At 67.2% G+C, this 11,779-nt stretch carries 13 protein-coding genes; 9 read left to right on the top strand and 4 right to left on the bottom strand.

Features of this window, described 5'->3' with window-relative positions:
- The first annotated feature begins 71 nt into the window (after positions 1-71).
- The 5 genes from copC (at position 72) to P2869_RS02835 (ending at position 4,554) form a co-directional block, all read left to right on the top strand.
- Positions 72-434 carry a copper homeostasis periplasmic binding protein CopC gene (copC, locus tag P2869_RS02815; RefSeq protein ID WP_026121066.1) on the top strand — a complete coding sequence of 121 codons (363 nt, stop codon included), beginning with the start codon at positions 72-74 and terminating at the stop codon, positions 432-434.
- Between the two features lie 65 nt (positions 435-499).
- Positions 500-1,096 (top strand): DUF2946 domain-containing protein, encoded by a 597-nt coding sequence (locus P2869_RS02820; protein ID WP_199541599.1) that lies wholly within the window; start codon positions 500-502, stop codon positions 1,094-1,096.
- A gap of 136 nt (positions 1,097-1,232) precedes the next feature.
- Positions 1,233-1,805: a YcnI family protein gene (locus tag P2869_RS02825; protein ID WP_277597407.1), complete on the top strand. Its 573-nt coding sequence runs from the start codon at positions 1,233-1,235 to the stop codon at positions 1,803-1,805.
- 40 nt (positions 1,806-1,845) lie between these two features.
- The gene (locus tag P2869_RS02830) at positions 1,846-3,984 is read left to right on the top strand and encodes a TonB-dependent receptor (protein ID WP_277597408.1); all 2,139 of its coding nucleotides are present in this window, start codon (positions 1,846-1,848) and stop codon (positions 3,982-3,984) included.
- Between the two features lie 129 nt (positions 3,985-4,113).
- Complete coding sequence (locus tag P2869_RS02835; protein ID WP_277598041.1) at positions 4,114-4,554, top strand: copper chaperone PCu(A)C; 441 nt, start codon at positions 4,114-4,116, stop codon at positions 4,552-4,554.
- A gap of 79 nt (positions 4,555-4,633) precedes the next feature.
- Here P2869_RS02835 and P2869_RS02840 read toward each other — a convergent pair whose 3' ends face one another.
- Positions 4,634-5,110 (bottom strand): VOC family protein, encoded by a 477-nt coding sequence (locus tag P2869_RS02840; RefSeq protein ID WP_277597409.1) that lies wholly within the window; start codon positions 5,108-5,110, stop codon positions 4,634-4,636.
- A gap of 177 nt (positions 5,111-5,287) precedes the next feature.
- Positions 5,288-5,752, bottom strand: coding sequence for a VOC family protein (locus P2869_RS02845; RefSeq protein WP_277597410.1), 465 nt, complete (start codon positions 5,750-5,752; stop codon positions 5,288-5,290).
- A gap of 417 nt (positions 5,753-6,169) precedes the next feature.
- Between P2869_RS02845 and P2869_RS02850 the strand changes: the two genes are divergently transcribed.
- Together P2869_RS02850 and P2869_RS02855 are read left to right on the top strand one after the other, a co-directional pair.
- A complete protein-coding gene (locus P2869_RS02850; RefSeq protein WP_277597411.1) occupies positions 6,170-6,550 on the top strand; it encodes a DUF5594 family protein in 381 nt (126 codons plus the stop codon).
- Between the two features lie 240 nt (positions 6,551-6,790).
- Positions 6,791-7,435: a hypothetical protein gene (locus P2869_RS02855; protein WP_277597412.1), complete on the top strand. Its 645-nt coding sequence runs from the start codon at positions 6,791-6,793 to the stop codon at positions 7,433-7,435.
- Between the two features lie 125 nt (positions 7,436-7,560).
- Here the strand turns inward: P2869_RS02855 and P2869_RS02860 are convergent, their stop codons facing one another.
- Positions 7,561-7,998 (bottom strand): carboxymuconolactone decarboxylase family protein, encoded by a 438-nt coding sequence (locus tag P2869_RS02860; protein WP_126876852.1) that lies wholly within the window; start codon positions 7,996-7,998, stop codon positions 7,561-7,563.
- Between the two features lie 354 nt (positions 7,999-8,352).
- Between P2869_RS02860 and P2869_RS02865 the strand changes: the two genes are divergently transcribed.
- The gene (locus P2869_RS02865) at positions 8,353-8,619 is read left to right on the top strand and encodes a hypothetical protein (RefSeq protein WP_017772951.1); all 267 of its coding nucleotides are present in this window, start codon (positions 8,353-8,355) and stop codon (positions 8,617-8,619) included.
- A 34-nt stretch (positions 8,620-8,653) separates the two neighbouring features.
- Entirely contained in the window at positions 8,654-11,356 is a 2,703-nt protein-coding gene (locus tag P2869_RS02870; RefSeq protein ID WP_277597413.1) for a penicillin acylase family protein, read from the top strand.
- A gap of 109 nt (positions 11,357-11,465) precedes the next feature.
- Here the strand turns inward: P2869_RS02870 and P2869_RS02875 are convergent, their stop codons facing one another.
- Positions 11,466-11,660 (bottom strand): hypothetical protein, encoded by a 195-nt coding sequence (locus P2869_RS02875; protein ID WP_277598042.1) that lies wholly within the window; start codon positions 11,658-11,660, stop codon positions 11,466-11,468.
- Between the last annotated feature and the right edge of the window lie 119 nt (positions 11,661-11,779).

Genomic DNA, 11,779 nt, shown 5'->3' on the forward strand with positions numbered 1-11,779 from the left:
CCTGGCGGCTCGCGCGGCGATATCGGTTCGCTTTCCGCTTTCCGTTCAATCGTTTCGACCTCAGGTTCATCATGAAAACCGCTTTCTTCGCCCGCGGCCTGGTTGCCGCCTTCGCACTCGTCCTCGCCCAGTTCGCCTACGCGCACGCACATCCGAAGCAGCAGACACCGGCTGCCGGCGCCACCGTCGCGGCGCCTCACGAAGTCGTGATCGTCTTCGACGACGCGCTCGAACCCGCCTTCAGTTCCATCGACGTCACCGACGCGCACGGCCAGAGCGTGGCCGCCGCCAAATCGGCGGTGGATGCGGCGAACCACAAGCGCATGACCGTCGCGCTGCGTGAGCTCGCGCCGGGTCAGTACAGCGTGGCGTGGATCGCTCTGGCGGCCGACGGCCATCGCACGCAGGGCCGCTACACGTTCACGGTGAAGTGACGGCGAAGTGACGCCGATGAACGCCATGCGCGTGCGTGTGCTTGCGGTCGCTCAGGCTTGCCGGAATGGCTAGCCTGCGCGGCTTGCTCGACACGATGTCGGCGGCTTGGGTGGCGCCTGTGTGGCCGCGCGCGTCGACGCTGCGCGTGTGGCAGCAGCGTGCAAGGCGAACCAAGTCGTCAGGCCGCTGCGATCAGCCGCCGCGTGCCCGGCGGCGCGCGCATCGCGCCCGGCTCACAGCCTGGGTCGGGCTGCTCGCCATGTGGCTGGCGATCGTCGCGCCCGTGGTCACGCAGCTGCTGCCGACGCAGCCGGTTGCGCCCGCGTCGGCGCCAGCCGACGTACGCGCGCAACTTCGCGCGGCGCTGTGCTCCGCGCACAACGCCGCGCTGCCGCTCGAGGCTCGCGCATCGCCTCTATACGAGCCCGCACGCGATTCCGTTCTCGGCCCCCATTCGCCTTCTCACGACGATCATCACGCGAAGGCGTGCGGCTACTGCAATCTGCTCGCGCACTCGCCGCCCATCGGCGGCGCGGTCTTTGTCGCCGTCGTGTCGCTCGTCGCTTCGCAGCGCGTCCTCGCACTTCGCGTGCGGCACGTGCTGCCCTTGCCGCGCTTCGCGCTTGCCACGCCGCGCGGCCCCCCGCAGACGGTTGCCTGAACGGCACTGAACACGCCGAACCCGATTCAGCGGCCTGCTTCGTCCTTCGACGCTTCCCTGCGCTCACGTTCACGCGCAACGCGCCGCGACGAACGCCGGCCACGTCATTCGACTTCGTTCTTCAAGGACAACCGTCATGCTCATCGCTTTCAACGGCCGTGTGCCGCGCCGTCGCGCGCTCGCCGTTTTCCTTCTCGTCGCACTCGCGTCCGTCGCCGGGCGCGCCGCTGCCCACATCACCACCGCGCCCAACGAAGGCGTGGCCGGCTCGTACTTCGAAACCTCGTTCAAGGTGCCGCACGGTTGCGACGGCGCTGCCACCGTCGCCATCCGCGTGACGATTCCGGAGGGCGTGACCTCCGTGAAGCCGCAGATGAAACCGGGCTGGACCGTGCGCATCGCGACGCGCCCCGTCGATCCGCCGCTCGTGGGCGAAAACGGCGCGGCCATCACGAGCACGGTGCAGTCCGTGGAGTGGCGCGGCGGCCCGCTGCCCGATGCCTTCTACGACCGCTTCGGCCTCGTCATGAAACTGCCCGCCACGCCGGGCCGCACGTTGTTCTTCCCTGTCGAGCAGACCTGCGAGCGCGGCAACCGCGCATGGACCGAGATTCCTGCAGAAGGCGCGGACCCGCATGCGCTGCGCAGCCCCGCGCCGTTCGTGCGCGTGACGGCGCCCGAACCCGCTGCGCACGTGCACGAGCACTGAGGCACTGGCAACCCAGGAACAACCGTACAAAGAGACCATCATGGGCTACACATTCCAACCTCGGCGCCTCTTGCCGGGCCTTGCGGCCATGCTCGCGAGCCACGCCTTCGCGCAAGCCGCGCAGCCTCTGGCCGCCACCACCGCTACGACCGCCACGACGGACGCGCCTGCCACAAACGTCTTGCCGGCTATCGTCGTGCGCGACAGCGCCTCGAAATCGCTCACTTCGTCCACCGTCGAAGAGCAACGCCGCACGCTCTTCGAAACGGCCGGCTCAGTCGGCTTCGTCGATAGCAGCACGTACGCGAACACCTACGCCTTCACGCTGCGCGACGTGCTGAAAGACGTGCCCGGCGTGTTCGTGCAGAACCGCTACGGGCAGGAGCTGAGGCTCTCCATTCGCGGCTCGGGCATCGCGCGTTCGTATCACACCCGCGGCCTCGAAATTCTTCAGGATGGCATACCGACCAATCTCGCGGACGGCAGCGGCGACTACTACCAGATCGATCCGCTCGCGCTGCAGTCGGTGGAGGTCTACAAGGGCGGCAACGGGCTTGCGTATGGCTCGTCCACGCTGGGCGGCGCCATCGACTTTCTCACGCCCACGGCCTACACCGCGCTTGCGCCGAACATCGTGCGGCTCGAAGGCGGCAGCTACGGCACGCTGCGCACGAGCGCCCAGTTCTCGCGCGTGATCGGGCCGCTCGATTTCCTCGCGACGTTTTCGGTGAATCATGCCGATGGTTTTCGCGCTCACGAGCGTGGGCAGTACGAGCAGTTCAATGCGAACGTGGGCTACCGCTTCAGCCCGCGCGTGGAGACGCGCTTCTATCTGGGCGCCTATGTCGTGGACCAGAAGCTGCCCGGCACGCTCTCGCTCACGGACGCATTGAACAATCCCACGAAGGCCGCCGCGAGCGCTATTTCCGGCGACCAGGCGCGCAACACGCGCACCGAACGCATTGCGAACCGCACGACGGTGAAGCTCGATGTGGGCCAGCTCGACTTCGACACGTGGGCCATCCACAAGAGCCTCTATCACCCCATCTTCCAGGTGATCGACCAGGACGGCTGGACCTACGGCTTTGCGCCGCGCTACACGGCCACGCTGGAGGTGGCCGGCATGCGCGACGACGTGATCGCGGGCGCGCGCGTGTTCGGCGGCAACACGCAGGCGAAGCAGTACGTGAACGTGAACGGCAATCGCGGCGCGCAGACGCTCGATTCCACGCAGCGCGCGTACAACTACGAGGCTTACGTCGAGAACCGGCTGTTCTTCCTGCCCACGCTTGCGCTCATGACGGGCGTGAAGTTCTTGCACGATGTGCGCCAGTACATCGACCACGGCGGGCTCGCGGCTGATCCCACCTACAAGTCCGCGAGCCAGAGCTATAGCGGCGCGAATCCGAAGCTGGGTCTGCTCTGGCAACCGCGGCGCGACATTCAGGCGTTCGTCGATATCACGCGCAGCCAGGACGTGCCCGACTTCACCGATCTCACGCAGACGTTCAGCCGCACCACGCAGTTCACGCCGCTCGTGGCGCAGCACGCGTGGACGCTCGAGATCGGTACGCGCGGCAGCAGTGGACGCGTGAGCTGGGACCTCACGGCGTATCGGTCGATGGTGCGCGATCAACTGCTGCAGTACACGACGAACCCCGACATTCCCGCGTCCACCTTCAACGCGAATCGCACCGTGCTGCAAGGCGTGGAGGCGGCGGCGTCCGTGGATCTGCTGCGCGATATCGTGCGGTCCGGCGCGGGCGATCGCATCACGCTCTCGGGACTGTGGAATTACAGCGACTTCCGTTTCAGGAACGACCCGCAGTACGGCTCGAACCGCATCGCGGGCGTGCCCGTGAACGTGCTGCGCGCATCGCTCGGCTACGCACGGCCCGATGGTTTTCACATGGCCGCCACGGTGGACTGGGTGCCCGCCGGCGCGTGGGCCGACGACGCGAACACGCTGCGCGTGCCGGGCTACACGCTCGTGGGCCTCAACGCGGGCTACGACTTTCGCAATGGCGTGTCCGTGTTCGTCGACGCACGCAACCTCACGAACAAGCGCTACGTGAGCGACATCAGCACGGTGGCCGACGCGCGCACGGCATCGAGCCTCGCGATCTTTTATCCCGGCGAAGGACGCAGTGTTTTCGCCGGCATGCGCTACGCGTTTTGACGCGTTTTTCCATGGGTTCCATCACTTCAATCGTGAACGAGGAGGGCAGGTATGAAGGCTTCAAAGAGGAAGAGCAGCGGCGCGGTGTTCGCGCGCAAGGTGGCGCTCGCAGGCTGTCTGGCAGGTGCGATGACAGTCGCAATGACAGGTGCAATCACAGGCGCACAGGCCGCGGGGCAGGTCGCCTCGCAGGTCGAGGTGAGCGGCTGCTGGATTCGCGCGATGCCGGCCTCGGTGCCGTCGTCGGGCTACTTCACGCTGAAGAACAGCGGCGACGCGGCCGCGTCTCTGACCGGCGTGGCCACGCCCGCGTTCGGCATGGCGATGCTGCACCGGACGGAATCGAACGGCAGCACGTCGACGATGGTGGCCATCGACTCCGCCGAGGTGCCCGCGCACGGCGAACTCGTGTTCGCGCCGAAGGGGTACCACGTGATGCTCGTACAGCCGGTGAAGCCGCCTGTGCCCGGCAGCCGCATCCCGATGACGTTCAACTTTGCCGACGGTTCGCACGCGAGCGCCACGTGTGACGTGAAGCCGGCTTCGTATGCAGGGCAGCCGGCGCGGTAGCCTTAGGCAGCTTCTGGAGCTTCTGTCGCTTCTGAGGAGCGGATGAAACGGGCGCTGCGCCGTGCGAAACGTGCGGCGTTCAGCGCCCTTCGTACGCCGCTTCCAGTGCGGCGATGTCGAGCTTCACCATCTTCAGCATCGCCTGCATGACGCGCTTCGACTTCCCGGCATCTTTGTCGCGCAGCATTCTGCCGAGCACGGTGGGCACGATCTGCCACGTCACGCCGAAGCGGTCGCTGATCCAGCCGCACTGCCGCGGCTCTCCACCGCCTTCGCCGAGCTTTGTCCATAGCGCGTCGACTTCGTCCTGCGTCTCGCAGTGCACGAAGAACGAGATGGCCGGCGAGAACGTGAACGCCGGCCCGCCGTTGAGCGCAATGAACGCCTGACCTTCCAGTTCGAACGACACGGACATCACCGATCCCGTTTCGCCCGGTCCCGCTTCGCCGTAGCGCTGTATTTCCGTGATGCGCGAATTCCTGAAGATCGAGGTGTAGAGATTCGCGGCCTCTTCGGCCTGACCGTTGAACCACAGGAACGGGGCGATCTTTTGCATGGTGGTTCTCTTCGTGAAGGGCCTGCGGGCAGGCGCGAGGGCGCCTTGCCGCGCGAGGCGCGTGGCTGGAGGGCGAAGCACGCGGCGCGGTGCCGTGTACCGGGTATCGGGTGTCGGTTACCGGTCAGGGGCCGGCGCGCGTGCGGCGATGCGTTTGCGTCGATTGACCGGCTGTCTTCAGCCGAACGCTTTCATCATCCCTTCGCGGATCTGGTCGGGCGTGAGGTCGCGCTTGTGCGTCGCAACGGACCATTGGTGTCCGAACGGATCTTCGAGCCGGCCGTAGCGGTCGCCCCAGAACATGTCGGCCGCGGGCATGGTCACTTTCGCGCCCGCGGCGGCGGCGCGGTCCATCACGGCGTCCGCGTCTTCCACGTACAGATGGATCGTGACGGGCGACCCCTTGAGCGAAACCGGGCTGTCAGAGCAGCCGGGCTGCGTATCCACCAGCATGACCGACGAGTCGCCGATGCGGATGCACGCGTGCGCGATCTTGCCGTTCGGCCCGTCGAGCCGGAACGCCTCTACGGCGCCGAACGCCTTCTTGTAGAACTCGATGGCCTCGGCGGCGCCCTCGCAGATGAGGTGCGGCGTGACGGTGTGCATGCCGGGCGGGATGGGATTCACAGCAGAACTGGACATGGTGGGCTCCTTGGGAATGTTCGCGCGGGCGAGCGGCATAGAGGACGTATCGGACGTATTGCACGTCTTGCAGCCGTCTCGTAGCGACGACGAACGGGCTGGCGCGGAATCGACAACTGCAGCGGGATTTTTTCGCGTCGCGGGTGGTTTGGCGGGCGGCAGCTTCGTATCGGCTTGCATGGCTTCGTGCCGGAGCGGCGGAGCGTTGGAGCGTTGGAGCGGCCGCGATGCTCGCGGCGCTGTTCGCACATACCGACGCCGCGCCGGCACATGGCGGTGTACATTGCGCTTCTCTTCCTGCGTGCGACATGGGCACCGTGCTTGCGGGGCGCCGCTGCCGGCACCATCCTCGCACCACGCGGCACCATTAAGCATTTCCAACATCAGGACAGCGACATTCGACGGAGCAGTTCACGCATGGACAACGAAGCGGCGGACCGGTTCGAGCGGGCCTTTGTCCCGCGTATCGTGGAACGGCTGGGGCATCTTGTGGGCGACGCGGTGACGATCGAGGTCATTCCTCGCGAGGGCCGCGGGCACCCCACGCGCGTGCGGCTCACGGGCCGTCCGGGGGAGCATCGGCATGTGTACGCGCATCCGCTCGACCTTTCGCTGACGTGGGACAGCGACGAGATTCTGCGTCTCATGGAGCCCGACGGCGAAGCCCGCTTCGACTGCTATCTGGATGCCATCCCGCGCAAGATGCATGCGTGGGAAGCCGCGCGCGAGGTCGATCTTTCGTCGCGCAGCCAGGGCGAACCGCACATTCTGATTGGCGGGCTCGACTTCGAGCCTTGACGCGCCGCGTGTGGTAGCGGTTCTGCGCGGCGACTCGCGCTGCGTTGGGGCGACCGCCGTTGCGCCGCAGTTGGCAGTCTCTTTCCGGTCCCTTTCCCGATTCTTTCCGCGCGTTACCGGCCGTCAAGCCCGCGCGCGAGCGGTCGATATAGCAACTGCCCGGCTCGTGATGGCGCCTGCGCCGGGCGCGCTGCGGCGTTCTGCGGGAGAGCGCATCAACGACGATGGGAGGACTCAGTCATGCAGGTTTCCGGTTCGGGCGGCGAGGCCGTCGATCCGGCGTTCTATCGCGCGGCGTCGGCGAAGCAGGGCGGTGGACAGCAGACGGATGCGGCGGCGCGTGTCAGCTCGGCTAACGCGGCGAACACGGGCGCATCCGGTGCCGATGCGCCCGCTTCCTCCGAAACCGGCGTGAAAGTGCGGCTGGGCGAACCGGCGCGGCGCACCGACGATTCGCCGTTGTACGGCGCGTCCGGGCGCCTCGCCAGCGAGACCCCGGCAGCCAGTACGCAAGACGCGAACGCACAGGTTGGCAGCCCACACGCAAGCGGCGAGGCAGGCAATGAAGCGGGCAATGCAGCGGGCAACGGAGCCGGCAACGAAGCCACAGCGGACCCGCAAAGCGGCGACGCACAGACCACCCGCGCGGCGTCCAACCACGACCTCCCGGCGAGCCAGTCCACCGATGCGTCCACCGATCCATCGACCGATGCATCCACGGGCAAGCCGGCCCAATCGTCATCGCCGATCAAGTCGTTCACCTACGGCACGCTGGGGCTCGAAAGCCCCGAGCAGCAATCCGAGCAGAAGGACAGCTACTACAGCGCGGGCCGGTGGCTGGCCGCGGCCGTCACCGTCGGCGGGATCATTTCGCTTCTTATCTGAGCGGGTTCGCGCCCGCATCAACAGGCGTTGAATCCGTCAGCCCGAAGCAGCCGGCTCGAATCAGCCAGCCGCGCCGGATAGACAGACGCTTATCGGCGCATTCGGGCCCGGCTCGGCCCGCCGCCTCATTCGGGCATCTTGCGAAACGCGATAGCGAAGCGGTTCCAGCCGTTGATGGCCGTGACGAGCAAGGTGAGGTCGGTCAGTTCTTCCTCCGTGAAGTGCGGCTTCACGGCCTCCCACACCGCGTCGGGCACGCGGTCGTGCGAGACGAGGGTGAGCGCTTCGGTCCATTCGAGCGCCGCGCGTTCGCGTTCGGTGAAGAACGGCGTCTCGCGCCACGCCACCACCGTGGCGAGCCGGCGTTCGGATTCGCCGCCTTTGCGCGCGTCCGTGGTGTGCATGTCTACGCAGAAGGCGCAGCCGTTGATCTGCGAAGCGCGCAGGCGCACGAGTTCGGCCAGCGGCTTTTCCAGCGACGAGCGCGCGATACGCTCTTCGAGTCCGAGCATGGCTTTGACGGCGTTGGGGCTGGCTTTGTAGAAGTCGAGACGAGCTTGCATGACGATTCTCCGTGAGGTGCGCATCGGGTTGAGGTTTGAGACTGCGGTTCGGCCTGACGGCGAGCCTCGATGTGGACTGCCGGCAGCGCGACAGAGCCAAGGTTAGGCGCCGGAGTGGCTTCGGTGAATATCCGATTTTTGGTATTTTCAGGTAACCACTTTGGACCATGCCGTCCGCGGCGCAGAGATTCGAAAACCTGCCGGGCGAACCGGAAATCGCTGCGTCGCCGCAAGGCCGCGCCGCCGCGTGTCTGCTTTTGTCATCTCATTGTGCGAGACTGCGCGCGGGATCTTTCCCGCCGTGCCACCTTTCGGCCATTTCGCCACCCGTTCCCGCTACAACAGGTCAACGCTATGAACACGCCTTCCTGCACCGACGTCACGTTGCCCATCCTCTCCGACAACGCCACCGTGTGGTTCTCCGCCTACGGCTTCGGCTGGGGCTACCAGGCGTTCGCGCTGCCGGTGGAGACGGTCTGCGGGCAACTGGGCGCGCGCAACGAAAGCGATCACCAGCTCAAGCTCGCCTTCGAATTGAACCGGCCGCGCATTCTGCGCGCCGTGCAGAGCCGTGCGACGGTGCCAGGCGCACGCATCACGCTTTCGCCCGCGGATCTTTGACGGCTGCTTTGGTGCGCTCACTGCGCGCTCGCCGATGACCGATCTCGACACGTCCTCGCAGCGGCGCGATGCGTCGCCGGTGCGGTGTTGGCGTCGGTCGCGCTGGCGCACGACGCTCGTGGCTGCAGTCGTGCTCATTGCCGCCCTCGTAGCGAGCGTCGCCGTGGCGGGCTGGCTCGTGCTGCGCGCGAGCTTGCCGCAGCTTGACGGCGCCTGGCAGGCCAATCGCACGGCAGTGCTCGCCGCGCCCGTCACCATCGAGCGTGACGCACTCGGCGTGCCCACCATCACAGGCCGTAACCGTGGCGACGTGGCTTACGCGACCGGCTTCGTGCAAGCGCAGGATCGCTTCTTCCAGATGGATCTGCTGCGTCGCGTGGCGGCCGGTGAAATGAGTGCGCTCGTGGGACCCGCCGCGCTCGATCTCGATCGGCGCAACCGGCTTCATCGGTTTCGCGAGCATGCACGCAGACTGGTGGAAGCGGCGCCGCCTTCCGAGCGCGAATTGATCGACCGCTACACCGCGGGCGTGAACGACGGTCTCTCGTCGCTGGCGTCGCGGCCGCCCGAATACTGGCTGCTCGGCACGCGGCCCGCGGCGTGGCGGCCCGAAGACACGGCGCTCGTCGTCTACGCGATGTACCTCGATCTGCAGGTGCAGGAGGCGCGCCGCATTCTCGCGCGCGCCGCGCTGCGCGAGCGCGTGCCGCCCGACCTGTTCGCGTTCCTGCTGCCCGAGGCGAGCCAGTGGGACGCGCCTTTCGATGCGGCGTCGGCGCCGGCTGCGGATTCTCTCGCAGCGCCCGCTGTGCCATCCACGCGGCCGGACGGGCTGCGGTCTGCGCAGACCGCGAAAGCGTTGCAGACCTCGAAGGCTTCGCAGGCATTGCAGACTTCGAAAGTCTCCCAGGCCTCGCAGGCACCGCAGACCTCGCAGTCTTCGCAGGCCTCGCAGGCGCTGCAGACCTCGACGACCATCTCGCCCTCCAACGCGCGAGCGTTGGCCTCGCTCGACGATCCGCTCGTGACGGAAAGCGGCGCGGTGGGTAGCAACGGCTGGGTGGTCGATGGTGCACACAGTGCGGCGAGCACACACGGCGGCGCGATTCTCGCGAGCGACATGCACCTTGGCCTTTCGCTGCCGAACATCTGGTACCGGGTGGCGCTGCAATGGCCGGCTGCAGAGGAGGCCAACGCCGCGAAGAGCAGCAAAGGCGCGCTGCACCGCGTCGTCGGCGTGAGCCTGCCGGGCGCGCCGCTCGTGATTGCGGGCAGCAACGGGCACGTCGCGTGGGGCTTCACGAACAGCTACGGACGTTTCATCGACCTCATCGATCTCGAACGCGATCCGGCCGACCCGCTGCGTTACCGCGTGCCCGGCGGCTGGTCGCGCGCGACGGTGGTCCACGAACGTATCGACGTGAAGGGCGGCGCGCCCGTCGATCTGCCGGTTATCGAAACGCGCTGGGGACCAGAGTGGGTAGTCGGCACGCACGCATACGCGCTGCGCTGGGTCGCGCACGACCGCGAAGCGGTCAACCTGCACCTGCAAGCACTCGAAGACGCGCAGAACGTGGCCGACGCGCTGCACGTCGCGCAAACCAGCGGCATTCCCACACAGAACATCATGGTGGCGGATGCGCACGGCAGCATCGGCTGGACGCTTGCGGGACCGCTGCCGCGGCATGAAGCGACGTCTTCGCCAGCGCAGGCAAGCGACTTGCCCTTCAAGTCGTCCACGTACACAGGCTGGCAGGGCTACCTGCCGCCCGAGGCGTATCCCGCGCGCATCGATCCGCCGCTCGGGCGGTTATGGACAGCCAACAATCGCGCGCTGCCGCTCGACGAACAGCGCCGCATTGGCGACGCGGGCGCGGACCCCGGCGCGCGTGCCGCGCAGATTCGCGACGACCTGCTCGCGCTGCCGCACGCCACGGAGCGCGACATGCTCGCCATCCAGACCGACGACCGCGCACGGTGGATCGAACGCTGGCGCCGCGTGGCGCTCGACGCACTGGATGCCGATGCGTTGAAGGACCATCCGCAGCGCGCCGCTTTTCGTCGCCAGCTCGAACGGTGGAACGGCCGCGCCGATGCCGACGCCGTCGGCTACCGGCTCGTGCGCGGGTTTTTCTTTTCGATGTACGAAGGCTGGTTCGGCAAGCTCGATGCGAGTCTGGCCGCGAGTCTGGCCGCGAGTCCCGCCGACAGACTGCCAGGCGCTGCGCCGCAATGGAGCTACCGCATGGCGAGTTCGCGCTACGCGCCCGTGATGGAGACGCTCGCCGCGAACCACGCCTGGGTGCCCGACGGCGAGACGAACTGGCGCGCGTTCGTGCTCGATCGCATCGACCATGCGATCGGCGAACTGCCGAAAGGCACGACGGTCGATCACGCCCGCTGGGGCGAGCGCAATCGCGCGTCCATCGAGCATCCGTTTGCGCGGCTCGTTCCCGCGTGGCTGCCGGGGATGCGCGGCGCGCTTGGCGCGCCACACGATCCGCTGCCCGGCGACATCAACATGCCGCGCGTGCAGGCGCCGTCGTTCGGGGCATCGGAGCGCATGATCGTCTCGCCGGGACGCGAGCAGGACGGCATCTTCAACATGCCGGGCGGGCAGTCGGGGCACCCGCTGTCGCCGTACTTTCTGGCGGGGCATGAGGCTTGGGTGCGGGGTGAGGCAGTGCCGTTCTTGCCGGGGGAGGCGGTGCATCGGTTGGTGTTGACGGGGCCGTGATCCGCGCTGAGAGCCAGGGCCGCGAGCCAGCTTGCGAGGCCGGGCTTTAAGCCCAGGCTATGACCCCCGGCTTGAGTTCAAGCCGTAATTCACGGCCGGCTCGCTCCCCTCAATACCCCCCCACCCAATGCCCCGGCACCCACTGCCAGTGGTTGCCTTCCCACCGGTAGTGTCCTTTGACCCAGTGATACGCCGGCCCCGGCGCAGCGGGCACCACTTCGACCATCGGCTCGGGCCGCGGTGGTCGCGCCGGTTCCACGATGCATGCGGAAAGCAGCGCCGCGCACGCTAACGCGACCGACATCGTCTGAAGACCGCCAAGGCCGAACGTTCCGAAGGTTCTTTTCATCATGAGCTCCCTTTGTTTGAGGTTGTGGTGAATCGAGTTACCGACACGGCACAGGCGCGACACAGACGCGGCAT

It is taken from the genome of Paraburkholderia sp. SUR17, from assembly GCF_029536165.1.
Lineage (GTDB): Bacteria > Pseudomonadota > Gammaproteobacteria > Burkholderiales > Burkholderiaceae > Paraburkholderia > Paraburkholderia kururiensis.